The 24,922-nt window shown below is 41.2% G+C and carries 18 protein-coding genes; 12 read left to right on the forward strand and 6 right to left on the reverse strand.

Annotated features, from left to right (window positions below):
• Nucleotides 1–77: 77 nt before the first annotated feature.
• Nucleotides 78–1,982: a SpoIIE family protein phosphatase gene (locus Q0954_RS11595; RefSeq protein ID WP_299456968.1), complete on the forward strand. Its 1,905-nt coding sequence runs from the start codon at nucleotides 78–80 to the stop codon at nucleotides 1,980–1,982.
• A 139-nt stretch (nucleotides 1,983–2,121) separates the two neighbouring features.
• Nucleotides 2,122–3,522: an exonuclease domain-containing protein gene (locus Q0954_RS11600; protein WP_299456969.1), complete on the forward strand. Its 1,401-nt coding sequence runs from the start codon at nucleotides 2,122–2,124 to the stop codon at nucleotides 3,520–3,522.
• A gap of 59 nt (nucleotides 3,523–3,581) precedes the next feature.
• Here Q0954_RS11600 and Q0954_RS11605 read toward each other — a convergent pair whose 3' ends face one another.
• The 5 genes from Q0954_RS11605 to rlmD all read right to left on the reverse strand — a co-directional run bounded on the left by Q0954_RS11605 (nucleotide 3,582) and on the right by rlmD (nucleotide 10,286).
• A complete protein-coding gene (locus Q0954_RS11605) occupies nucleotides 3,582–4,850 on the reverse strand; it encodes a hypothetical protein (protein WP_299456971.1) in 1,269 nt (422 codons plus the stop codon).
• 290 nt (nucleotides 4,851–5,140) lie between these two features.
• Nucleotides 5,141–5,815 carry an HAD family hydrolase gene (locus Q0954_RS11610; protein WP_299456973.1) on the reverse strand — a complete coding sequence of 225 codons (675 nt, stop codon included), beginning with the start codon at nucleotides 5,813–5,815 and terminating at the stop codon, nucleotides 5,141–5,143.
• 553 nt (nucleotides 5,816–6,368) lie between these two features.
• Nucleotides 6,369–7,004 carry a hypothetical protein gene (locus tag Q0954_RS11615; RefSeq protein WP_299456975.1) on the reverse strand — a complete coding sequence of 212 codons (636 nt, stop codon included), beginning with the start codon at nucleotides 7,002–7,004 and terminating at the stop codon, nucleotides 6,369–6,371.
• Nucleotides 7,005–7,429: 425 nt separating this feature from the next.
• Entirely contained in the window at nucleotides 7,430–8,617 is a 1,188-nt protein-coding gene (locus tag Q0954_RS11620; RefSeq protein ID WP_299456976.1) for a leucine-rich repeat domain-containing protein, read from the reverse strand.
• Between the two features lie 223 nt (nucleotides 8,618–8,840).
• The gene (gene rlmD, locus Q0954_RS11625; protein WP_299456977.1) at nucleotides 8,841–10,286 is read right to left on the reverse strand and encodes a 23S rRNA (uracil(1939)-C(5))-methyltransferase RlmD; all 1,446 of its coding nucleotides are present in this window, start codon (nucleotides 10,284–10,286) and stop codon (nucleotides 8,841–8,843) included.
• A gap of 241 nt (nucleotides 10,287–10,527) precedes the next feature.
• On the opposite strand from rlmD, the gene Q0954_RS11630 reads away from it, so the two are divergent.
• The 3 genes from Q0954_RS11630 (at nucleotide 10,528) to Q0954_RS11640 (ending at nucleotide 13,550) form a co-directional block, all read left to right on the forward strand.
• Nucleotides 10,528–12,387 carry a gliding motility-associated C-terminal domain-containing protein gene (locus tag Q0954_RS11630; RefSeq protein WP_299456979.1) on the forward strand — a complete coding sequence of 620 codons (1,860 nt, stop codon included), beginning with the start codon at nucleotides 10,528–10,530 and terminating at the stop codon, nucleotides 12,385–12,387.
• Nucleotides 12,388–12,498: 111 nt separating this feature from the next.
• Entirely contained in the window at nucleotides 12,499–12,927 is a 429-nt protein-coding gene (locus tag Q0954_RS11635; RefSeq protein ID WP_299456981.1) for a hypothetical protein, read from the forward strand.
• A gap of 89 nt (nucleotides 12,928–13,016) precedes the next feature.
• The gene (locus Q0954_RS11640; RefSeq protein WP_299456983.1) at nucleotides 13,017–13,550 is read left to right on the forward strand and encodes a YfiT family bacillithiol transferase; all 534 of its coding nucleotides are present in this window, start codon (nucleotides 13,017–13,019) and stop codon (nucleotides 13,548–13,550) included.
• Between the two features lie 20 nt (nucleotides 13,551–13,570).
• Here the strand turns inward: Q0954_RS11640 and Q0954_RS11645 are convergent, their stop codons facing one another.
• Nucleotides 13,571–14,389: a hypothetical protein gene (locus Q0954_RS11645; protein WP_299456985.1), complete on the reverse strand. Its 819-nt coding sequence runs from the start codon at nucleotides 14,387–14,389 to the stop codon at nucleotides 13,571–13,573.
• Between the two features lie 309 nt (nucleotides 14,390–14,698).
• On the opposite strand from Q0954_RS11645, the gene Q0954_RS11650 reads away from it, so the two are divergent.
• From Q0954_RS11650 to Q0954_RS11680, 7 genes are all read left to right on the forward strand, one after another.
• Nucleotides 14,699–16,318 (forward strand): hypothetical protein, encoded by a 1,620-nt coding sequence (locus Q0954_RS11650; RefSeq protein WP_299456986.1) that lies wholly within the window; start codon nucleotides 14,699–14,701, stop codon nucleotides 16,316–16,318.
• Nucleotides 16,319–16,369: 51 nt separating this feature from the next.
• Nucleotides 16,370–16,990: a hypothetical protein gene (locus Q0954_RS11655; protein ID WP_299456987.1), complete on the forward strand. Its 621-nt coding sequence runs from the start codon at nucleotides 16,370–16,372 to the stop codon at nucleotides 16,988–16,990.
• A gap of 1,021 nt (nucleotides 16,991–18,011) precedes the next feature.
• The gene (locus tag Q0954_RS11660; protein WP_299456988.1) at nucleotides 18,012–19,232 is read left to right on the forward strand and encodes an IS4 family transposase; all 1,221 of its coding nucleotides are present in this window, start codon (nucleotides 18,012–18,014) and stop codon (nucleotides 19,230–19,232) included.
• Nucleotides 19,233–19,695: 463 nt separating this feature from the next.
• Nucleotides 19,696–20,262 carry a hypothetical protein gene (locus Q0954_RS11665; protein WP_299456989.1) on the forward strand — a complete coding sequence of 189 codons (567 nt, stop codon included), beginning with the start codon at nucleotides 19,696–19,698 and terminating at the stop codon, nucleotides 20,260–20,262.
• A gap of 521 nt (nucleotides 20,263–20,783) precedes the next feature.
• A complete protein-coding gene (locus Q0954_RS11670) occupies nucleotides 20,784–22,151 on the forward strand; it encodes a serine hydrolase (protein ID WP_299456991.1) in 1,368 nt (455 codons plus the stop codon).
• 184 nt (nucleotides 22,152–22,335) lie between these two features.
• Entirely contained in the window at nucleotides 22,336–23,370 is a 1,035-nt protein-coding gene (locus Q0954_RS11675) for an ABC transporter ATP-binding protein (RefSeq protein WP_299456993.1), read from the forward strand.
• A gap of 11 nt (nucleotides 23,371–23,381) precedes the next feature.
• The gene (locus Q0954_RS11680) at nucleotides 23,382–24,860 is read left to right on the forward strand and encodes a cobyric acid synthase (protein ID WP_299456995.1); all 1,479 of its coding nucleotides are present in this window, start codon (nucleotides 23,382–23,384) and stop codon (nucleotides 24,858–24,860) included.
• The last annotated feature ends 62 nt before the right edge of the window (nucleotides 24,861–24,922 follow it).

The following is a 24,922-nucleotide window of genomic DNA, read 5'->3' on the forward strand; positions in this document are numbered from 1 at the left end:
AAACAGCATATTTTGAAGCTTTCATGCTACAAAGATAACTTTTTAACCAATATTAATATTTTCGCAAGAAGTCTAATGTGGGTTTTTTGTATAAACAAACAGGCAACAATGCCAAGTCGATGGAATATTACCAAAAGGCACTGGCTTTGAGTCAACGCACAAATGGGCAGGATAAAGCCCACTATCAAACTAAAATACTGATTAACCAGGGAGTGGCTTACTCGCAAGTGGGCAATTTTGAACAAGCAAGCACGCAGTTCGACAAAGCTTTGGATTTGTCTTTGAAACAAAAAAACCAGGCACAAACAGCCAATATATACAACTATATGGCGGCCAATCATTATATCAATGGTAAAAATAAAAAAGCCTTGGGTGAGGTAAAAAAAGCCGTTCAACTTGCCCAAACCAGTGGCAATAAACAGACACTTGCCACTAGCTACGAGATTATGGCAAAGGTGTACGAACAAGAAGAAAAGTTTAAAGAGTCGCAAAAGTATTATCAACTACAGCAACAGCTCAAAAACCAGTTTAAAGACGAAGCCAGGGCACAGCAAGAAGATATTTTGCAAAAAGAAATTAACGCCGAAAAGATGGAGAACAATCTGAGGCAATTGCTTGCGGACAAAGATAGACAAGCGGCGGCGCTAAAGCAGGCAAAACTAGAGAAAGAAAAGAGAGACAAAGAATTAGCTTTGCTCCGAAAAAACCGGGCATTGGAGCAAGCTGAGCTTAAAAATCAACAGTTGGAAAAACAACGGGTAGAACAATTATTGGCGCTTGCCGAACAAAAAGCCATTGCCGAAAGGCGCAAACAAGAAACCGAAAAACAAAAGTTGTTGACGATTACCGAAAGGGTAAAAAAGGAAAAAGCAGAGGCAGATCGTAAAAAAGCAGAAGCCGACACAGAAAAAGAACAAAAAGCCAGGCAAGTAGTTGAAGCCCAAAAAGCACTGCAAGACCAAGAGCTAAAGCAAGAAAAGCAACTGCGGTACTATGGGCTAGGCATTATAGGGTTGGGCATTGTGGTGCTTGCGCTCACTATGATTGGCTTTGTAAACATTAGACGAACTGCCCGAAAGTTGCGCACAAAAAATGTACAGATTGAAGAGCAAAAAACGGAAATTTTGACCCAAAACGAAGAGCTACAGCAACAACAGGAAGAACTGGCCGCCCAACGTGATTTTGCCGCACAAAAAAGTATCGCGCTGGACAAACAAAACCAACAAGTAAAGAAGAGTATTGTGTATGCCAGCAATATTCAAAACGCATTGTTGCCTACTTCTGCTACGCTTGCCCAGCACTTTCCTGAGTACTTTATTATCTTTCACCCCAAAGACATTGTATCGGGCGATTTTTACTGGTTTTCGGAGATTGACCAACAAAAGGTACTGGCAGTGGTAGATTGTACGGGGCACGGGGTACCAGGGGCGTTTATGAGTATGATTGGCAACACAGTATTTAATGAAATTGTAAACGAAAAACGGATCACTGACCCTGCCGAAATGCTGCAAAGACTTCACTTAAAAGTACGCAAAGGGCTCAAACAACACGACTCGAAAAACACAGATGGAATGGATGTATGCCTGTGTCGTTTTGCCGATGGTGAACAGCCAGGACAAACCATAGTGACCTACACGGGTGCCAAGCGTAATTTGTACTATGTACACCAGGGAGAACTTGGGATGCTCAAAGGAGACAGGGTATCTATTGGAGGACACCAACATGAAAAAGAACGGGTTTTTACCAACAAACAAGTTACGCTTCACTCTGGCGATACGCTTTACCTAAGTAGCGATGGGTTTGTTGATTCGCCTAGCCCCCAGCGCAAATCTTTTGGTACGGGCAGGTTTGAAGAAACGATTTTGGCTTGCGCCCAAAAAAGCATGAAAGACCAAAGGGCATATCTGGAAGAAACCAGGAAAGAGTTTCAGAAAAACGCTGAACAAAGAGACGATATTTTGGTGATTGGGGTGAGGGTATAGCTTTTGGCAAAGGACAAGCCCCATAAAAGCAGTAAAAACGCTAAAAAAATTACCAAAGTTAAGCCCCACTATACAAAACTCTTAGATTTTACTTATTTTTGAAGCCAATTGGATAGTAAAGTCAAATTAAGAGAAGTATATGTACACGATCATTGATGTAGAAACTACCGGACTACGCCCTACTGACGACAAAATTACTGAAATTGCCATTTATAAACACGACGGCGAACAGGTGGTAGATAGTTTCCATTCGCTGGTTAATCCTGAATGCTATATTTCTGACCGCATTACCCAAATCACGGGTATTACCAACGAAATGGTAGCCAGTGCCCCCAAATTTTACGAAATAGCCAAAGACATTCTTGCCATTACCGAAGGAACCGTATTTGTAGCACACAATGCTCATTTTGACTATGGTTTTGTACGTGAAGAGTTCAAAGCCCTGGGTTATAAATTTACCCGCAAAACCTTGTGTACGGTAAGGGTAAGCCGCAAGGTGTTTCCAGGGCTACCATCCTACAGCCTTGCCAAGCTTTGTAAACATTTTAAAATACAACTAACCAACCACCACCGTGCCTCGGCCGATGCTTTAGCTACCGTAGAAATTTTTGAGAAATTGTTGGAAAAAAACAGCAGCAAACTCACCAAGAATGTGGTGGAAACAGAAATTAAGGCAAAAAACCTTCCGCCTAAAATAAATCTTGACGAATACCAGGCACTACCCGAAGCTACTGGGGTATATTATTTTCATAATGAAGAGGGCGACATTATTTATATAGGCAAAAGCATCAACATTAAAAAACGGGTAGGCAGTCATTTTACCCAAAACCTCAACAATCGTAAATCAATTGATTTTAAAAGTCAGGTAGCGGGCATTAGCTATGAGCTCACCGGAAGTGAGTTACTGGCTTTGCTGCTGGAATCGGACGAGATAAAACGCCACCACCCCAAGTTTAACCGTGCCCAACGTCGTACCCGCTATTTTTGGGGTATCTACACCCGCAATCACCGCGACGGCTATTTGGGCTTGTATGCGGCAAGACTGGAAACCGAGCCTAACAAAACTCCGCTCACCATGTGTGGTTCGGGGCATACCGCACGGGAGATTTTGTACAGTAAAGTACGCGAATACCAGCTCTGCATGAAACTTTGTGGCTTGTATCAAACCAAAACATCTTGCTTTGACTACCAGATTAAACAATGCAAAGGGGCTTGTATAGGCGAAGAAACCCCTGAAGACTATAATGAAAGGGTAGAAGAAGCCATTGCTACTTTTAACCGTTATTCTTTGCGGACTTTTTTGGTGTTGGGCAAGGGGCGTAATAAAAATGAACAATCAATAGTAGCCATAGAAAAGGGACGGTATTTGGGTTTTGGTTATGTTGACAAAGACCTAACCATTGCGAGCTTTGAAGAGGCCAAACAATATGTAAAGTCTTATAAAGATAACCTGGATGTGCAGAAAATCATTTATGGATATTTGAAGCAGCACAAATGGAGTGGGGTGATGGAAGAGAGTAAAGAAGAGAAAAAAAATTAATTCCCTTCGCTTATAAAAGCCAAGGGAATCAATTATAATAGATGATATAAACTAAAAATTTAAAAATCCTTTTTGTACTGAATCTCTTGCCCTGGTAACAAACGATCACACACTATAGCCAAGGTATTGTCATCGCTGTGATGAGTAATAGTGAAGGTCTTTTCTTCACCCGGCAATAACCCCTTGAGCAAAGTAGTAGCCCGGTTGCCACCAATAGAAAAATAAGCATCATAATACAAAGGTGCTACACCATTATTGCGTGCTTTGATGGTAGTAACACAAGCCTCAGTGCTTAGGCTGGTAACTTCAAACTTGTAGCCACTTGCCATACTTGCAGCCTTTATTCTTTCCATAGCGTGATAGTCGGGCTGGTCGTTGCCAATCATGTAAGTAATATGAAAACGCGCAGCGTACGATTCATAAGACTCTCCATACGCCCCGTTAGGTTTCAGTACATTTTGTTGGTCGTAGTCGCTGTAATAGCTAAACTCCCCTCCTGCTGGTGCGGTAAAGTACCTTTGGCGATTAAAAAAATTCCAACTATTTTCATTGTAATCACTGTGCTCTTTATGCATAAACGAATCGTCAAACAAGCCAAAGTTGATATTCAACAAAAAGGGATTGGCACTCAGGGGCGAATAGGTATCACTGGCAGCATCTATAGAAATGCTCCAGGGGGTATGCTCAAAAACCCGGTCGAGGTGTTCAAAAAAACGGGTTTGAAAAACTTTGTCAGGAAAGGTTTTACCTAATTGCACTGGTGTAGGGTAAGTATGGTATTCGGCATAATGCCCAAAACCCAACTGTACAAAAGCCAGGCGTTTGTCTTGGTCATAGCGGGCAGCATACTTTTCGTAAAACTCAAGCACAAAGTTTTTAAGTGCTGTATTTGACCAATCGGGATAATAGGTTTGCTCACCCCATACTTGTGCGGTGGTTTCGTTGTAGTTACTCATTGCCTTGATGTAGTCAGGTACTGAGGTCTGGTAGCCAGGATAGGTAAACCTAAACCTTAAAATGGCTTGGTGCCCTCTGGAGGCAATTTGATTGAGCTTTTGCTCTACTTTGCTCCAGTCATATATGCCTTTTTGCTTGACAATGTCATTGTACAACATATAAGAATACTCCAGCGAAATAGCATCAGATGTATTATGCGGGCTAGTGTCCCAAAACACAATTCCGGTCATGGGTTGTACTTTGGTGATGGTACTGGTGGCAAAAACGCTTTTTTGAGCAGTAGCGGTAGCTTCTGGTTGTACAGTGGCTTCTTTTTTGGCACACGATACCCATAGCATCGCGGCAAGTGCGAAACATGCAATTTTTCTCATTGTAATGGTGGTTAGTATTTAAACTCTCTTTGAGTTTTTTGTTAAAAATAAGTAACAGCAAGCCTTGGTCATCGAATGCATACCAATGACACAATAGTAGGCTAATTTCAGCCACGACTCGGTGCTTCAAAAGATATTATTGTTTGTGTAGCTGTTGTTTTCAAGGATATGCAAAAAAACAAAATCAATCTATTTAACCCTACATTTTACCAAAAAAATACCACATCAGCCCTATAAAAGTGCTAATATGGTATCACATTTAAACTTCAATATATTGAGTGCTTCTTTAATTAGCCTACCACACAGGCGTTGGTGACCAAATCGATGATTTGCTTTGGTTCAGTCACAATTTTACTTGCTCCTGCCTCTTGCAATTCTTCTACCGAGCGAAACCCCCACGCTACTCCTACTCCATACATACCCGCATTGCGTGCCGTGTGCATGTCTGTAGGGGTACCTCCTACCAAGGCTATATTGTTTGGGGCTATTCCTATGCTCTGAGCTATATGCAAGGCAGCATTGGGCGCGGGTTTTTGTGGAAACAAACCCTGATAGCCCATCAGATGAAAAAATCTCCATCGGTCTAAATAAGCCTGGGCTACTTTAAGCGTCATTTCCTGTGGTTTATTGGTCAACAGGCTCAGGGGTACATTGGCAGAACTCAATTCGTCAAGCAGGTCTACAATGCCAGTATACAAGGTAGTATAATTACAACAGTTGGCGGTATAAGTACGCTTGAATTGTTCAAGGCATTTCTCAAATACCCGGCTACCTGGCTCATAGCAAGCAGGCAATATGCTTTGCACAAAGTCTACCAGACCGTTGCCTAAAAAACGCTGATAATCTTGTAAAGTATGGGTAGGAAAATCATAGCTGTTTAAAACATCGTTAGCAGTGTCGGCATAGTCTCGTACAGAGTTTACGAGCGTGCCATCCAAGTCAAAAATAATGGCTTTGATATTCATTTACTTAAATGTTTAGTGGTTGAATGAATACACGCTGTCAGCTTTGCCTTATTCCCTCTTATTTGTAAGAACAACAGATGTCTTACAATACAGACAAAGCCACAGGATGCTTCATTGGGGTTAGAAAAATACATACAAAAAACAGTTTTCCTGGTACTCAGGGAGTCACTGGTAAAACCTTGCAATTGTTGATTTGCAGCTTCTCAAAGAAGCCACAAAAAAAAAGCCTAATAGTACAATATTCACTGTATTTTTATCAAGCCTTTATAACTAACAGGTTTTATGATTGAAAGACTCATAATAGTAATTTGTACTCTTCTAACGTCAAAGTTATATCAAATAATAAGTAAAGATAGCTATAAATTGAGAAAAAATACGCCTCTCTAAAATCTAAAAGTAAAATTATAAAAAAGAAACAGAATGTATCAAAAGCAAAAGCTCTACAAAATAAAATGTAGAGCTTCGGTTGATAAGTAATAATACATCAACGTCTGAATCGAAAAATAAGGGAGAGAATACAGACCAGGAACAATGACGCGAGGCAAGCTAAGTACTAATCCATTGCATCTACTCTTTCGGCAATTTGTATACTTACTTTTACAATTTTTTCTATGCGGTCGGCTTTGTCTTCGTCAAAGGTGTTGGTAGGCTCCTTATAGGTGAGCATGCCGTGGTTCAATTCAAATATTCCTTGTACCAATTCTTGTGCGTCAACGAGTGTATCGCACACGTCATCGTTCAAAAAATGAGCAAAAAAACCATACTCCTCTGATTCAAGCGCATATTTTTCCATCACAAAATCTTCGCGTTCATACGCATCACTGTGGTCATACGCAGGTCTCAAAATTTCGGTAAACATATCTCGTTTATAAATCTTGAAAGCGTGGTGCAATAAATTATGACAGGGCACCTCTACATAAATTTGATGCTTTTCTTCTTTGGTAATGCTGGTATCTTCTACATATACGTGTACTGGACGCTGGTTTATTTCGCCCGATACATCGGGATAACCTATTTTTTGATCTTTTTTGGCAAGAGGTTTTTTATGAAACTCAAGTGATAAGTTACTTGCCAAATAAAGCATAAACTGCTCTACTTTTCTTAGGGTGTCTTTTGCGCGTAAAACAGGGGCAATAAAAATTAACCCAAAAAGGAAAGTAAACATCAAAACAATTGCTAAATTTCCCATACATCTACAATTTTAAATGTCACTATTTTGCTATTTGTTATTGTGTCTTGGTCAAAAATACTGATTTTAGCTCTCAAAAAAGAAAACTTGTCCAGTAAGTTCTTCCAAAAACACGCGGGTATTATCCAAAAAAACATATTAAAGTACTGCAAATAAATGCTTTATGAAGCAAAAGGAGGAGGCAAAGTAAAAATATACAAGGAAGGTTGTTGACACCACTTGATGTGGTAAGTAAAGGTTACCTGGTGATTGTTTTTCATAACTATTAATGTTTGATCTTGTAACTTGAACGCGTCATCAATTGTTTTTGTTGGGTACAACTTAAATGAGCACCCACCTTGGCGTATATTTAGCTTTGAGGAAGTGATTTCCCCAAAACCGCCTCTGGCAAAACGCCCATTGCCTGACCTTGGCTCATCAATGAGCTAAAACCTGACCTTGGTATTAGGCAACCATTTTCTGATCTTGGCTTTTTCTTTTTCGGCATCGTACCCAGTAGCAGACTGCGACTCGGTGGGAGTAGTAAAGTTGCCCCGTAAATCGAGTTCCTTTAGGTTTTTCATCTGTGCAATTTCTTCAGGCAACACGGTCAAGCGATTGTTACGCAGTATCAGTTTTTTTAACTTGGCAAGTTGTAATACCGATTTAGGCAACACAGTCAATTGATTGTTACGCAAGTCAAGCTCTTCAAGGTTTTCTATTTCGCCCAGGCTATCGGGCAACGCCTGTAGTTGATTATTGTGAAGAATGAGCGTTTTTAGGTTCTTGAGCTGTACAATGTCTTTAGGCAAACGTACCAATCTATTTTTGCTCAAATCAAGGGTCTTGAGGCTTTGCAGTTTTCCCAAAAAACGACTTTTGGCAAAACTGCTGTCCAGGCGGTTATTGCTCACATACAAGTGCTCCAGTTTTACCAGGTTTTTCAATTCGTTGGGCAGCGAATCTATCAGGTTATTTCTTAGGTACAAGTACTTGAGACTACGCAACCCTCCTATGGTGTAAGGTATTTGTTTTATTTGATTGCTGTCGAGGTCTAGCACTTCTAACTGGCTCAGGTTGCCCAACTGACTCGGAATAGTTGAAATGCCGTTTTTTTCTAAGTCGAGCACCCGCAACGATTTCAACGCCCCTATTTCGGATGGTATACGGGTCAGCTTATTGCCTTCCAGGTCTATTACCTGTAGTTGAGTCAGCTTTTTAATACTTTTGGGTAGCTTTACCAGCTTGTTATAGTCCAGGTAAAGAAACTTCAAATGCACCAAATTGCCTATAGTATCAGGCAAGTAGGCTATTTTATCTCCCCATAAGTCTAATATTTGCAAAAATTTCAAACTACCAATACAAGGAGGCAAGGTATCTATTTGGTTCAAGCCCAAATCGAGCATCTGGAGCTTTTTGAGTTTCCCAATTTCTTTGGGCACTTTTTTCAAGCCTTTGTTTTTCAGGCTAAGCAAATACGCGTTGGCAGCATCGTGTACAGCATCGTCCATTACTTTGTACAACTCCTTTTGCTCAAGTTCCTGCAAACTTAGCAAGGTATCCTGCGCTTTTACTGGTTGCCAGCACAGAAATAGGGTAATTAAAATAAATACTAACCAGTTTTTATATTGCATGAAAATGTATTGGTTTTGATATGACTCCCCTGCTGATATAAAGTTATACAACCAGCTTGATAGGAAGTTCAAATTATTAATTTTACACTAAATATATAACATAAAGCTATATTAAATTATCGTAAACTCAGACAACTTTTTATTTTGCAGCACCACCATACACAGAAAAAGCTGGATGAAAAGCCACCCAGCTCTTGTCTAAACTCTTCAAAGTAAGGAAGGCTTAGCTTGTTGCCAACACTTTACGCTCAAGCAGCACTACGTTTTCTACATGGTGGGTATGCGGAAACATATCTACTGGCTGTACTGCTATAATGTCGTATTCATCGGCAAGCATAGCCAAATCGCGCGCCTGAGTAGCTGGGTTACAGCTCACATATACAATTTTATCGGGGCTTGCTTTTTTAAGCATATCTACCACATCGGCGTGCATACCCGAACGCGGTGGGTCAGTAATAATTACGTTGGGGTGCCCATGTAGTTCCACAAACTCTTCGTCGAGCAAATGCTGAATGTCGCCCGCAAAAAATGAAGTATTGTTTATGCTATTAATCTCTGAGTTTACCTTGGCGTTTTCTATAGCCATAGGCACATACTCAAGCCCTATTACTTTTTTTGCTTTATGGGCAATAAAATTAGCAATGGTACCCGTGCCAGTATACAGGTCATACACTACCTCATTGCCTTTAAGGTCAGCCATTTCGCCCGCTACTTTATACAATTCATACGCTTGCGAAGCATTGGTTTGGTAAAACGACTTGGCACCTACCCTAAATTTAAGCGTAGGTTTTCCCTCATCAAGCGAAGGCATTGTTTCGGTAATATGGGGCTCTCCGGCAAAAAGTTTTACTGGTAAGTCCTGATAAGCATCGTTTTGCTTAGGGTTAATGATGTACTGCAACGAAGTAATTTCTGGTACTTCAGAATGTAAATGCTCCAATAGGGGAACAATCAGGTTTTGATCATCATAGAAAAAGATCATAATAACCATCAAATCGCCGGAGTTGGCATTACGGATGACCACATTACGTAAAAAACCTTCGTTATTTTTTTGATCAAAAAACGTAAGTTCATTGTCAACTGCATATTTTTTCAGGGTCAACCGTATCTTATTAGAAGGGTCAGGCTGAAGATAGCAATGGTCTATGTCCAAAATTTTATCAAAGCGTTTGGGAATATGAAAACCCAAGGCATTGGGATCTTGAATTTTTTCTTCAGTAGCAATTTCTTCCTTAGTCATCCAACGACGGTTAGAAAAGGTAAACTCCAGTTTGTTGCGGTAATACTGGGTATGGGCTGAGCCCAAAATTGGCTTTACTTCTGGTAAATCCAACTTACCTATTCTTTCCAGGTTGTCAATGATTTGCTGTTGCTTAAACTGCAACTGTTGCTCATACGGCAAGTGTTGCCACTTGCAACCTCCACACGTACCAAAATGGCTACAGAAGGGTTCTATCCGCAAGGGAGAGTATTCATGAAACTGAACAGGTATTGCCTCAATGTAGTTTTTTCGCTTTCTGGTAACTTTTAAATCAACCACATCTTGTGGAGCTACTAATTTGCCGTCTACAAATATGACCTTATCTTCGTATCGTGTTATACACTTTCCTTCGGCCGCCACCCCTTCTATAGTAAGGTTTGGTATAATAACTTGTTTTTTTCTTCTCATGTTAAGAACAAAGTTCAACAGTTTTTAACTTATTACAAAAAAAAGGATACTTTAGAGCTCTTTTAAAATTCACCTAATAGGCACTTTACGCGAATTTTGCCCTCATATATTGTTAAATTTATCTGCAATAGCGTAGCTATTCCTTCAAAATTTAACGCATCTGAAAACAAAATTCATCGAAAATCACGCTAAATGCGAAAATTTAAACAAGCTCTTAGGTAAAATATATAATCCACATACAATGAAAAATTTTTATTTAACGCTTGCTTTCCTGCTGCTAGGGTGTTTTACATTACGCGCCACCCACATAGTAGGGGGCGAGTTTCAGCTTAAATACATTGACGGCTTCAACTACACACTTATACTCAATCTTTATTTCGACGATGTCAACGGCAACCCTCAGGCAGAAGACAACGACATAACAGCTTCTATTTACTCTAAAGGCACCAACACCTTGATGGGGCGGGTGTTGCTAGAAAAAGTAGAAGATCAAAATGTACCTTATACTAACCCTGATTGTTCTATTGGGCAACTGGTTACCCGCAAGATAATTTATGGAGCCAACTTAGAGCTCTCAGCAAATGTATTCGACGATACCAGGGGCTATTATGTAGTATGGGAGCGTTGCTGCCGCAATAATATCATTACCAATATAAACAACCCTGGAGGCACAGGCAATGTGTTTTATATGGAGTTTCCGGCGGTAGTCAGAAACAATGCGCAATTTATCAATTCTTCGCCTGAGTTTTTTACCCTCAAAGGTGACTATGCCTGCATTAACCAACCTTTTACCTTTGAATTTGGCGCTACTGACCCTGATGGCGACCAATTGCGTTATTCTTTTGTGACCCCTTTGGCAGGCAATACCGATGTAAACCAACCTGTATTAGAAAATAGTTCGTTTCCGGCACCCTACAGCAACGTAAGCTGGCAACTTGGCATAAATGCTACCAATGCCATTGCCCCAGGCATGGCTATAGACGCCAACGGACGCATTACGGTTACGCCAGATAAGCTCGGCTTATTTGTCTTCTCAGTGTTATGCGAAGAAATCCGCAACGGAGTAGTCATAGGAAGGGTTCGCCGAGACTTTCAGATTTTGGTGATCGACTGCCCTACCAACCAATCGCCCGCAGTATTTGTACGAGAAAAGGGGAAGGTAAACTATTATTCGAGCAGCGACACCATTTACATTGATTTAGAAAAAGAGAGGTGTTTGGATGTGTTTGTGCGTGACCCTGATTTTGGGCAACAAATTTCTGTGTCGGTCAACCCCATCAACTTTCAACTCAGAGACGCCATATTTAACAATGCATTGCAAACCAACAGCAACCCCAACGACTCGCTCAGCTTTGACCTCTGTTGGCCCGAATGCCTCGCCACCGATGCCACCAATACGCCGTTTATTTTTGATGTAATTGCCTCTGACGATGGCTGTGTGCTACCCAAACGCGATACCATCAGGCTTACACTTATAGCCCGGCGTCCCGCCAATAACCCACCCAACCTCAGCAGTAACCTGACAGGCAACAGCACCACGGTAACAGTAGAAGATGTGATTGGTTTTAGCTTGTTGGGGGTAGACATAGACAACGACAGTCTGTGTATAGAAGCAGTAGGACGAGGGTTTGACCTTGCCGCTTTTGGCATCAACTTTAACCCAATATTGGGCAAAGGCAATATTTCGGGCGATTTTTCGTGGACTACCAGCTGTGTTGCCGTTCCTGACTCCGTCAATGAGTACTTGATTGATTTTATCATTACCGAAAAACTTAAGTGTAACAGCAACCAAGACACACTCACAGTAAAACTTATCATAAAAGACAAGGTAGTGGTGCTCGACCAGTTTTTGCCTGCCAATGTATTTACCCCTAATAATGATGGTAAAAATGATGTATTTAAAATGCCCAACTTGCCCGATGAAAATTGTAAGTATCAGTTTCGGCAAATAGACATTTTCAATCGTTGGGGCAGGCGGGTATTTCGCAGCAAAGACCGCAACTTTGAATGGAGCGGTGGCAACGCCATACCGGGCATATATTATTACCATATCGATTTTAAATCGATCAAATACAAGGGTACAGTTACGCTCAGAAAGTAACCACAAAATGCCCTTTATGCTACCAAGTAGTAGTGCAAAGGGCATTCTTTTATTTTGTATCAATCTGAGAAAACAATCAAGTCTATTGGTCAATAAATTAAGCCTATTTTTATGAAAAAAGCTACCAATGAGCTTGCGTCTCTTTACCGCCTACTCGTGTTTAGTTCAATATACGTCTTGGCATTTGCGGCTCTTTTTCTCGACAGGCAACGCCCCTTGTTTTTTACGATTACTGGAACATTGTTAGCCTTGGGGGTTTTAGTTGGGTGGTTGTATATACGCCGCAAAAAAGGGCTCAGCAGCGGGTTTGCCACCATGGGGCTTATATTGGTCTATATGATTGCCTGGAGCGTGTTCATTATCTTACTATTAGGCTTTGAGCTTCAGGTAGTTTTTAAAACCCTTCATGAATGGCGCTTATATTTTTTTGACCAAACCTGGACTGTAACACTCTTGTTTTTTTTCAAGCTTACTCCTCTGCTTTTATTGGTCATCAATCTGGCACAACTCAGCATTGCCTTTGGCAAAGGTAAGCGCTAATTCCTTCTGTTGGCTTTCGCCAAAAATAATGAGGTTGTACACCTACCAAGTTTTGTGTATTATTGAAGAAAAATAAAACCTGATCACTGATGACAACTACTAACCTTAGTTATCCCATTGGGCAATGTATGATACCCGACTCAATGCCACAAGAATATTTGACCCAATGCATTGCCGAAATAGCTGATTTGCCTAAGCAAATGCGGGCTGCTACCCAAGCCCTAAACGATGCCCAACTCGATACGCCTTACCGCCCTGAAGGTTGGACAGTACGCCAGTTGGTACACCATGTAGCCGATAGCCACATGAATAGTTATGTACGCTTTCACTGGACGCTGACCGAACCCACCCCTACTATCAAGGCTTACGACGAAAAAGCCTGGGCAGCCCTCGACTACCACCAAACAATGCCCATTGAGGTGTCGCTACAGTTGCTCGATGCCTTGCATCAACGTTGGGTCGTATTGCTTCGTGCCCTCACCCCCAACGACCTCCACAAAGCCTTTGTACACCCTGCCACCCAACAACAGGTAAGCCTACGCGAGGCGGTGGCTACTTATGCCTGGCACGGCAAACACCACGTGGCGCACGTTGCTTCGTTGCGGACACGCATGGGGTGGTAAACTCACCGTTTGCCCCATTGCTAGAACAGCTCCAGGTCTAACTGGTTGTCGTTGTTTGGGTTCAAGTACTTAAAACCATATTCAGGAGGTTTGAGCCCGCCGTATTCAATAATTTTGGTTTTGAACCCAGCAAATATTTCGTCTAACTTTTGGTCTACCTGATCGGGCGTAAGGTAATACATAGACCAGCCCAGATTTTCGAGGGTGTTTTTGGCTTGGCGGTATTGCGCTATCTCTTCGTTGGTAAACTGGGTGGCATTGGCAGGCATCACACACTCTACCCCTATGTTTTTACGCTTACAAAATATGGCAAAATCGAGGTGGTGCGATTGGCTACCCTGAGGGTTAGTGTCTACCCTAAATTGGCGCTCTACATAAATTTGCCGCTTTAAGAATGCCTTCCAGACCTTTTCTTCCAACAAACTATTGTCAAATATATCGTTGAATTCCAAGGCGTTGAAGAGCTTGTAAGAAGTAGTAGGCACAAACAATAAACGGCGAGGGCGGGCGCTTACTATAGGCCTATAGAGTACATTGGGGGCTGAAAACGAGATTTTGTAATATTGTTTTTTGGTCTTGCTGTTAGGCGTTTCGTCCGGAAAAAGTTCGATGCGTTTTGCCAGGCTAATGTCGTTTACTTCGGCAAACCACTTGATGGTGTACTTGTCGTTGCCAAAGGCTTTGGTAAAGTAAAAGGCAATGAACTTGAGTTGTCCTTCTTTGACAATGGTGGGGGTGTGGCGTACTGGTATGCGGTACCAGCCCTGGGTTTTGGCGATGTCAAAATCTGCCCGGTTGTTCATCAACACCACGAGGGTATCTTTATAGTTATCCATCATTGAATGTTCAATATTTTATATTTGGATGAAGTATTTTTATCAATTCAATATACCAAAGATTGATACAGGCAACGGAAGTTTTTCGGATTTTTTTATTCGCAAACGCAAGCCTCCCTCTGGCAAGTTCGGCAAGTTCAGAATGTTGGCTTAAATTAATGCGCACTTTGCTATCCTATTTGCAAATATGTACTTCACAAAAGGGAACAGTCCACTATAGCGGCACTGTCGCTACGCTTATCACTTGCGATTTGTAACATTAGTACCTAACTAAGGCTGTAAATCTCCCAACCTTCCCTCATAAAAAAAGCCTTGAAAAACCCTGAAATGTCTAAAAAAACTGCTAACTTAAAGCCAGTATCAAACCCATTCAAAACCTTACGCTCTATGAGATCATTTACGACCAAAGAGTCTACTCCCAAAAAAACGAGTACCAGCTCAAATCTTACCCCTTTTGACAAATCGAAAGCCCGCTCGATAAAGCCACCCAAGTATGGCATTCAAGCAGCAGACAACCCTCAACCCTTGCAAGCCAAGTTTGGGAGCAGTTTTGCTAAGGCGGGTAGTTTGCGGAGGAAGGGGGAAGAAGGTTTGCTTACACACTATGGACCCGGAGATGGTGAAGACAAGCCTGACCCTATCAAAGCTCTCATTCTTATGCTGTTTGCTGTTATTAGATACAAGAAGTACATAAAAAAAAGTAAACATCACATATCACAAATTTTAAATAAAAAACCACCATCTGATGAAGAAATTATTGCCAAGGCTAATGAAAAATCCAAGAATTTCAAATTAAGTGATAAAAAAGGGTTGCTTTCTCCAGAAGATTTTAAAGAACATTTACAAGAATTCGTCAGCTCTGTTTTACGCTACAATCAATCAGGTAAAAACCCTAAAAAAAATGATCAAACGTTGTGGACACTTCTGCGTCAATTAGAAAATAAACGTTGGCCAGGGTATGATGGGCGCAAGAAAAATAAAGATCTAAACTTGCTCAAGAGGCTATTGGTAAGGCATGCATATGATGCTATTGAAAAGGAGGAAATAAAAATGGAACTATTAAATTTGGCCTTGGCCATAGAGCATTACCAAAACCGTGGCCCCAACCTTATATACCCAGACATAGACCCTAACACCATTCGTTACCCGAGAAGACATTCAGAAGGAGCAGCCTTACCTCATGATATAGAAGATTATGACTCTACCCAGAAACTAATTTCAGGTGTGTTCATTACCATGAATTACGCCCTATTGAACGCCTTACGTGCAAAAGCCAGAGTAACAGCTCGCTCAACTTTACGGGGATTTTCTACAAGCTTCGAGAGCTTTTACCCTACATCCAAAGGCTACACATTACGCACAAAGTCTCCTGGCAACCTGATTAACAAAAACAATAACGACTACAGACGGAATGTCAAATTTTCTCTGAAAATTGCTAATAAAACGGTTCAACTTAGTGCAATGGTTGTTTTTTATCATGCCACATCCAAAAACTCAAACCAAGATGCTCTTAATACCATCGCCTATGTAGGGCATATTAATCCAAGTATGGAGCTTGTTGGAGGTACAAACTTAGGAGTATTGTATAGTGAATTTAGGAAAAAAGGGGAATTACCTCGAGTATTGTATTTTTATAGTCTCAACAAACGACGCATAGGCTACCTTAAAATGAACCATAAAGATGCCGAAATTTATGCTACAGCTCTAGAGCGGTGGTATGAAGAAATAGTTTTGGATGAGATACTTTTGCTGGCAGAAGAACAAGCTTACAAAAGTACAGATGAAATAACTAAAGAACAGTTAAGAAGAATGTACCTTCATCTAGCAAAACAATACAAGAAAAGGAAAATAGACCCTCACGGGACACGACAAAAAGATTTTTCACCAATGCTGGATAAAGTCAGTAAGAATATTCCTGAACTAGATGATTAAGTGGCATACTCTCAATACAGGTTGTGTTATTATACCGTTACTTTAGAGAACATGGCAAGTAAGCAGTTTTTTTCACGTATTACAAGTTGTGTTTCTATCTTGTCTATCATTTTTAGTTGCAATACAAGGCAAAACCAACCTAGAAACACCCTGGTAGAGCTGAAATGGCAAAAGGGTCTTTTACCTCTTCGTGAGTTTATCAAAACGATCGGCATTTCACCAGAAAATCAAGAAAAGATTAATTTGGCAGGATACAACCGTTATGGAAAGTTAAGCATCATTAATAATTCTAATTGTAGAGTTTTGATTCGCCCCTTCAAACATAATTACTTGAGTCCGTTACAAACCTATTATTTTTCTGATGGTGTAGGTATTACTAATTTGGAAGAGCCCACAAGTTTCTTTTTTGCTCCAAGTAGTCTACAAGTACTTCACCCAAGCGACAGTTTACAATCTTTTATAATGTTTAAAACCCATGCCAGGAAAAATGAATCAGCAAACACCTTAACATTGGTTGATTCTGTCAGTAATACTTTTAGATATTTCATAAAATATACTGATATAGGTTCCAGAAAAGACTCTATGTTTATAGTAAAATTGATGCTAAAAAGACGAGGCACAGCGTATCAAATGTCGAGCAAAATATATTCTAGACACGTTTACCCCCACTAAGCCTTTAGATAAAAGAAGGTTTGTCACTTTCGTTGAGGAGCAACACACCCCGCTCTTTCAAGTCTTCCGAAGGAGACTTGAAAGCATAAATACAGGGAAGTCTCCAGGCTTCCTTGCGTAGCAAAACCCACATAGCGCTTATATCAATCGGGTAAGGGCTGCATTCGCAGATTAAAAATCCTCTGTGAACAAGCTGGGAATTGTGAACCTAACTTGTTTTCGGGAGAAGTCCGGAGACTTCTATCCATCCATAGTGTCAAGTCGCCCTACGGGAACACTTGACACAGCAAGGTTTTGACGCTGCTCTTACGCCGTTGCTTGTGTCTTCACAAGCAACCAAAAAACAGTGCGTCATGAATAATCGCAGAACAACCTTCTATGCTCGTTTTTCGGAATACTGAAAAACGCCCTCAGGTGCTGGAATCGAGGTCGGTTGTTAAAAACCTTCCGTAGAAGGCTTAGATGAATGAAAGTCTCCAAACTTACTTGACAAAATACTATGGAGCGCCAAGCAATGAAATTTACTACGCCAGGGCAACCATAAAGGATTGCCCCTACAAAAGGCACTTGAATGGGTTTTGGGTGATGTGATAAAACCGTTAACCACATACTTGTAATTCAATTGAAAAATTCGTAATTCAACTTTGTGTCTTCACAAGCAACCAAAAAACAGTGCGTCATGAATAATCGCAGAACAACCTTCTATGCTCGTTTTTCGGAATACTGAAAAACGCCCTCAGGTGCTGGAATCGAGGTCGGTTGTTAAAACCCTTTCGTAGAAGGCTTAGATGAATGAAAGTCTTCAAACTTACTTGACAAAATACTATGGAGCGCCAAGCAATGAAATTTACTACGCCAGGGCAACCATAAAGGATTGCCCCTACAAAAGGCACTTGAATGGTTTTTGGGTGATGTGATAAAACCGCTAACTACATACTTGTAATTCGTAATTTGTAATTAGGAGTGTACGAAGTCTTGGGTGACTTGCGTAAAACGTTCATTTTTAGTATTTTATATATCTATGAAATCACAAAAATACGCAAAAAATATCCAAGTATCAGACATCTTAAGCCTTATACCAGCCGAATTAACGGCTAAATTAGGTGAAAAACACCGGGTAGACCATAGTATTCAGCGCCTTCGTGGTCGTGTTTTTTTTGATTTGTTGCTGTATGCTATGATCCGTTCTCCTCGCCCAAGTACTCACATACTGGAAGAATTTTATAATTCTCCATTATTCGAACATTACTCGGACAAAGATGCGGGACATCAAACTCGCCATTCCTCCCTGGCGGACCGATTAAAAACGATTCCCTCGGATTACTTTAGGGAGCTTTTTGAGTGGATGAGTGATTTTTTTCCGAGGCGTTATGGGGGCAATAAAAAGCTTAAGAATGTGCAACGTTTTGACTCTACCCTTATCCAGATAAGTAGTGCCTTAGTGGATTGGGGGATGCGCGTGGGCCGTCCCCCAAAAAACAAACCTCGTAAAGTGCAACTTAAGGTCACATTAGGGTTGAAAGGGCGTTTTCCTAAAACAGTGAAAGTACACGCAAAACAAACCTACCTGTCGGAAGAAGTGGCACTGGCAGACATTATTAGGCACAATGGTAATAATTCGGATGAAATGATTTGTTTTGACTTGGGACTCCAGGGGAGAAGAAAGATGAAATCATTTGATAATGAGGGAATTAAGTTTGTCACCAGAGGTGCGCAGAATTTGAGATACAAGACCTTAGATTCCAAAAGGGAGCTACCTGAAGATACGCAACGTCTGAGTTTCAAGCAGGATAGTACAGTATACCTTTATGCGGACTCAGATCAGGCAATTGAACATCCATTTAGGCTGATAGAAGCCTGGGACAAAGAGAACAAACAAACCTTGTTTTTTATTACCAATATGGAGGATTTAACAGCGAAGGAAATTGCTGAAATCTATCGCCACCGATGGGATATTGAAGTCTTCTTTAGGTTCTTAAAACAAGAGCTTAAAATTGAACATCTCCTGAGTCATTCAGTCAACGGAGTGAAAGTCCAAATTTATGTCGCATTGATGGCTGCAATGTTGTTGACTGTTTTCAAAATCGCTAATAATCTCAAGGGGTATAAGAGACCTAAAATAAGGTTTGAAGACCAACTCATTGTACATATTGTCGGACAAATGCATTACGGAAAGTGGCTCGTTGAGTCTATGAAAAATAAAGAGAAGAGTGTACAGAAAAAAAACTTCGTACACTCCTAATTTGTAATTGAAAAATTCGTAATTCAACTTTGTGTCTTCACAAGCAACCAAAAGACAGTGCGTCATGAATAATCGCAGAACAACCTTCTATGCTCGTTTTTCGGAATACTGAAAAACGCCCTCAGGTGCTGGAATCGAGGTCGGTTGTTAAAAGCCTTCCGTAGAAGACTTGAAAGAGTAAATACAGGGAAGACTTCTATTCATCCATAGTGTCAAGCCTTCCCATAGGGCGACTTGACACAAAAAGTTTGCTTGTGCAAGAACAGTTGCTCCGAATCAAGCTCGGAGTGCAAGCACAAACTGTTTGTTCATCATCGTTAGATTGAAGTTACCGCTGCACTTAAACTTAAATCAGTGTGGTTCAGAACAACCTACCCTCAACTTTTACTCTGGCAGAGATACAACAAGGGGCAATGTATTACATTAGTTCCTCAAACAATGCATATAACGACTACATTAATTTATGAAGAATATAATAATGTTTTATGTTGGTGCTGTAAACATGGCTGAGTTAGAAAAAAAGCTACAGCAAAGATTAAATCTCAGATACTTTTCTCACATTGACTTGATTTGGGAAGAATATGAGCTGAAGAGTGAACTGGGAATAAAAACTTACAAATACATCAAAGAACAATATCTGCCCGAAACAGATGTGATATTCGAATTGTTGGAGTCATATTTTATGAGACCCAATGATCTGCCAGGAATGTTGTTTAGTCCTTTTTTTGAAAAACAAAATTGGGTGAAACTTTTGAAACTCCACAAAGTTTGTCAGCATCAATTGTGTATTATTCACTTTCATGAAACAGTTGAACAGCATTACAAAAAATCTTTGGAAGACCTCAACCCTTATGCTCATCAAATTCCTAATTATGAAGAAAAGCTATGGCAAAGAGCACAAGAACACAATCAGGTTATTCAGGAAAGGATAACCCTGACAAGCAAGTACCCAGATAAACTTATTTTGGATGCTTACCTTCCATTGGAGGAGCAATACAAACACATTGTTGCACTTTATGAGGCAAAATAAGTAATTGACCTCTGCTCCCCACCTGGCGCAAGCGTCCCTCGCTTGTGCCTTTTTTCGAGGAAGCATCTTGCTTCCATGTTTTTGCAAAAAACAAATACTCAAGCTTGCATTGGCTACCTTGGGTTTGCTTGTGCAAGAACAATTGCTCCGAATCAAGTTCGGAGTGCAAGCACAAACTATTCGTCATCGTTAGATTTAAGTTACCGCTGCGCTTAAACTTAAACCAGTGTGGTTTTGAGTTGGAGCGTCAACTACTAAAAGATTCCTCGTTTTTTCAAGTCTCGGGTGAGCATTGCTCAGGTCACCCTGCGGTAAGACCTTCGCGGGAGGTAGAAGCCTCCACCTCAACCTGGCAGGTTTTCGAAGGCAACTCAAGCCCAAAATCCTACACAACAATCGTTTTTTCAAGTCTGGGATGAGCATTGCTCAGTGACGTCAATAAAAACAATTTTGAAGCTAAAGTAAATTTAACTTAATTGCATAAAGACATAATTTAAATTACTGGTTTTCAAACCTGCAAAATGAAAAAAAGAAAAGTAGCCCTCTCCCTCCTTCTAATCATTGTTTTACTTCCAGTGATTGGCTTTAGGTTTTATTTATACCCTCGTTTGCCCATTCTCAACGGGCATGCTGCCAAAAACATGTGCTCTTGTGTTTTTTTGGCAGACATTCCAGCAAACACTGTCAAACAACAAGAACTTGATTTTTTTCCGGCGTCGCTTACCAGCATCAAAGTAAATAAAAAAGAGAAAAGCGTGACCGCCAGTGTATGGGGCTTTCGCCCAAAAACCGCTTACTATCGTGAAGGGTTTGGCTGTGCCCTGTTTAACCAGAAAAAACCTGCCACTCAAGCTACGCTCAACCTAAACCCTACTAAATACGACTCGCTCGCCCACTGGTTTGAATACCAGGCCAAGGACAAAGCCAAGCTGTTGGACGCTCAACAACAACAAAAACTAACCGCCGCCATGGATTGGGCTTTTCGAACTACCAATCCCGAAAAACTCTATACCCGTGCCACCCTGGTAGTATACAAAGGGCAATTGGTAGGCGAGCGTTACGCCAAAGGTTTTGACAAAAACAGTCGTTTGATGGGCTGGAGTATGACTAAAGGCATTACGGCCATTTTATATGGTATCTTGATCAAAAAAGGGGAACTCAAGCTAGACCAACCGTTCAATATGCCCGGCTGGAAAGGTACCGACAAAGAAAAAATCACTTTAAGGAATTTGCTCAATATGCAAAGTGGGCTTAAGTGGAACGAAGACTATGGCAATATATCAAGTGTGACCAAAATGTTGTATGAGTCTGATGCTTTAGGCATTACGGCAAGCAAAGCACCTCTTGAGTTTCAGCCAGGTACTCGCTGGAAATATAGCTCGGGCACTTCTAACATTTTGTCTTTTGCCTTGGCGAACTATTTCCCCGATAAAAAGAGTTATCAACTGTTTCCTTATCAAGAGTTTTTGTATCGCATAGGCGCCTATAGTATGGTCTTGGAAACCGACGCCAACGGCTACTTTGTAGGCTCTTCTTACTCTTGGGCTACCGCACGCGATTGGGCAAAAATAGGCTTGTTTATGCTCAATGAAGGAAGTTGGGCGGGCACACAAATTATTGATAAAAGCTATGTTGACTTTATGAGAAAACCCCTGCCTAAATCACAAGGGCACTACGGGGGAGCTTTTTGGCTCAACGACACTACCGACCCCAAAGAACTCATGCCGGATGTACCCAAAGATGCCTATTCTTTTCGAGGTTTTCACGGGCAACGGGTACAAATGATTCCCTCAAAAGATTTAGTGATTGTACGCTTGGGCGAAACCCACAACGATAATTTTAACTTTAACCTTTGGACTAAAAAAGTAATAGAAGCCATCGGGAAATAAGGCAAAAATTTAGATATGTAGTAGCAAGCGATTCATCAACACATAAGCAAAACCTGCTTCTGTTGGTGCTATCCACTAATAAAAATTTTGTTACCTTCGCCTCTCAAATGACCCAACCATACCCATAGCCACAGGTAATTAGGGCATTTGGTATTTTTGTCATTGGCTAAAAACTACATGAGCATTGTCTAACTTCACGACAAATAACATACTCTCTACTCAAAATCTAAGTATTGGGTACGACAAAGGTAAAAAGAGAGAAAAAAAAATTGCCCGTGACTTAAGCCTCAAACTACACGCAGGCGAGTTTGTGTGTTTGTTAGGAGCCAATGGTTCGGGCAAGTCTACCCTTATGCGTACCATTGCTAAGGTACAACCTGCGCTGGCAGGAAAAATTTTATTGGATGGGGCTCCTATACATCAGTTCAAACCAGCCCATATTGCCCGAAAACTTAGCTTGGTGCTGACTGATAGGGTAACCATTGGCAATTTGTCGGTGTATACACTGGTAAGCCTGGGGCGGGTGCCTTATACAGGGTGGTTGGGCAAGCTCACTACACGCGATAAAGAAGTGGTAGACTGGGCACTGCACGAAACCGAAACTGCGCAGTTTGCCCACCGAAATATTGATCAATTGAGTGATGGCGAACGCCAAAAAGTGATGATTGCCAGGGCACTGGCGCAAGACACTTCACTTATTCTATTAGATGAACCTACCGCTCACCTTGACTTGCCTAACCGGGTAATGATTTTTAAACTTTTGCGTAAGCTGGCCAAACAAACCCAGAAGGCTATTTTGCTCACCACCCATGAACTTGACCTTGCTTTGCAGGCAGCGGATAACATCTGGCTGATGGGAAAAAAAAGCGTGCAGGGTTTATGCAGCATTGCCACTGGAACTCCCGAAGACCTGGTATTGAATGGCGTATTTGAAAAGGCTTTTCAAAAAGATGGTTTTTATTTTGACAAACACACCGGGGCTTTTAAGATCAATGAATCAGCACGCAAAGAAATACGCTTGCAAGGCAAAGGTATTCAAGCTTTTTGGACCCAAAGGGCGCTTGAACGTGAAGGATATACGGTAGTTGATACCAACAACGAAAATGTAGCCTGTGAAGTAGTGCTGTTAGATAAACAACCCACAGGTTACGGTTGGCAAATAAACGATCAAGTGTATAGTTCGGTGGCACAATTGCTCAAAGAAATCGCTTTTTTTTAATGGCAAAAAAAATGAAAAAACTCAAGCCTTTAATGTTTGTGGGCACTGCCTCTGATGTGGGCAAGAGCATAATTAATGCAGGATTTTGTCGGATACTCGCTCAAGACGGCTACCATCCAGCACCTTTCAAAGCGCAAAATATGTCGTTGAACAGTTACGTAACCAAACAAGGACTGGAGCTGGGCAGGGCGCAAGCAGTGCAAGCCGAAGCAGCAGGCATTGATTGCCTCTCCGACATGAATCCAGTATTGCTAAAACCCACCAGCGAGCAAGCATCACAAGTAGTGCTTCATGGAAAACCTGTAGGCAATCGTTCGGCGTTTGATTATTTTGCCAACGACAAAGCTGAATTGTTTACCGCAGTTACCCAGGCTTACGATCGTCTGGCACAACAATACAACCCTATAGTGATAGAGGGGGCGGGCAGTATTTCGGAGCTTAACCTCAAAAAACGTGATATTACCAATATGCGCATTGCCTTGCACGCCCAGGCAAACACTTACCTTATCAGCGACATTGAACGGGGGGGTGTATTTGGGTCGGTGTATGGTACTATAGCCCTGTTACCCCCTGAAGAACGCCGTCTGATCAAAGGAATTATTGTCAATAAATTTCGGGGCGATTCGCGTTTGTTTGAAGACGGACGCCAAATGCTGGAAGAAATAACCGGGGTGCCAGTAGTAGGGGTTTTGCCTTATTTTACCGATATTCACATAGAAGAAGAGGATGCTCTAGGGCTCGAAAAGCGCAGCAAGCAAGCTCAAGCAGGGACAATAAATGTGGCAGTAGTACTGTTGCGGCGCTTGTCTAACTTCACCGATTTTGATGTACTGGAAAAAGACCCTAGAGTAAACTTGTACTATACCAATCATCCTGAAGAAATACGGAAAGCAGATATTGCCATTTTGCCCGGTTCTAAAAACGTGATTCAAGACCTGAGCGACATCAAACGTAATGGGGCTGCTCAAGCCATTATTGAGCTGCATAAAAACCATAAAACAGTCATCGGAATTTGTGGGGGGTATCAAATGCTGGGGCAATACATAGAAGACCCACACCGTATAGAGAGTAATTTGACGCATTGTCGGGGGTTGGGTATTTTGCCGTTGAAAACAGTGCTTACGACAGAAAAAACTACTTTGCAACGTGATTTTCATTTCGACCAAAGTCAAGACCTTTGCCAAGGCTATGAGATACACATGGGCAAAACTGAAGTGATAGAAGAGGTGCCGGGTTTGCAACCTTTGAACAGGTTTGCTGACAGCTCTACTGAAGGATACCAACTAAATAATGATACTTGGGGTACCTATATGCATGGTATTTTAGATAACCCAGTGGTGATTGACCGTTTGCTTGCCCGATTCAACCCCCAAACCAGTACCCAGCACTTTGATTATCAATCGTTTAAAGAAACACAATACAACAAATTAGCAGACTACTTACGTACCCATCTGGATATGGACTATATTTATAAAGAATTACTGGATTAATTACGAACCGACCGGAGGGAGCTCTGCAAAGCTAATTACAAATGAGCCCAAAGCGACTATGG

Origin of the sequence: uncultured Microscilla sp. (assembly GCF_947493425.1) — a bacterium.
GTDB lineage: Bacteria > Bacteroidota > Bacteroidia > Cytophagales > Microscillaceae > Microscilla.

Excerpts from the sequence above, each read along its gene's own strand:
- rlmD (WP_299456977.1), bottom strand. The coding sequence starts at position 10,286 with ATGAGAAGAAAAAAACAAGTTATTATACCAAACCTTACTATAGAAGGG.
- Q0954_RS11670 (WP_299456991.1), top strand. The coding sequence starts at position 20,784 with ATGAAAAAAAGAAAAGTAGCCCTCTCCCTCCTTCTAATCATTGTTTTA.
- Q0954_RS11610 (WP_299456973.1), bottom strand. The coding sequence starts at position 5,815 with ATGAATATCAAAGCCATTATTTTTGACTTGGATGGCACGCTCGTAAAC.
- Q0954_RS11655 (WP_299456987.1), top strand. The coding sequence starts at position 16,370 with ATGGCAAGTAAGCAGTTTTTTTCACGTATTACAAGTTGTGTTTCTATC.
- Q0954_RS11660 (WP_299456988.1), top strand. The coding sequence starts at position 18,012 with ATGAAATCACAAAAATACGCAAAAAATATCCAAGTATCAGACATCTTA.
- Q0954_RS11665 (WP_299456989.1), top strand. The coding sequence starts at position 19,696 with ATGAAGAATATAATAATGTTTTATGTTGGTGCTGTAAACATGGCTGAG.
- Q0954_RS11615 (WP_299456975.1), bottom strand. The coding sequence starts at position 7,004 with ATGGGAAATTTAGCAATTGTTTTGATGTTTACTTTCCTTTTTGGGTTA.
- Q0954_RS11620 (WP_299456976.1), bottom strand. The coding sequence starts at position 8,617 with ATGCAATATAAAAACTGGTTAGTATTTATTTTAATTACCCTATTTCTG.
- Q0954_RS11635 (WP_299456981.1), top strand. The coding sequence starts at position 12,499 with ATGAAAAAAGCTACCAATGAGCTTGCGTCTCTTTACCGCCTACTCGTG.
- Q0954_RS11645 (WP_299456985.1), bottom strand. The coding sequence starts at position 14,389 with ATGATGGATAACTATAAAGATACCCTCGTGGTGTTGATGAACAACCGG.
- Q0954_RS11600 (WP_299456969.1), top strand. The coding sequence starts at position 2,122 with ATGTACACGATCATTGATGTAGAAACTACCGGACTACGCCCTACTGAC.
- Q0954_RS11680 (WP_299456995.1), top strand. The coding sequence starts at position 23,382 with ATGAAAAAACTCAAGCCTTTAATGTTTGTGGGCACTGCCTCTGATGTG.
- Q0954_RS11630 (WP_299456979.1), top strand. The coding sequence starts at position 10,528 with ATGAAAAATTTTTATTTAACGCTTGCTTTCCTGCTGCTAGGGTGTTTT.
- Q0954_RS11605 (WP_299456971.1), bottom strand. The coding sequence starts at position 4,850 with ATGAGAAAAATTGCATGTTTCGCACTTGCCGCGATGCTATGGGTATCG.
- Q0954_RS11640 (WP_299456983.1), top strand. The coding sequence starts at position 13,017 with ATGACAACTACTAACCTTAGTTATCCCATTGGGCAATGTATGATACCC.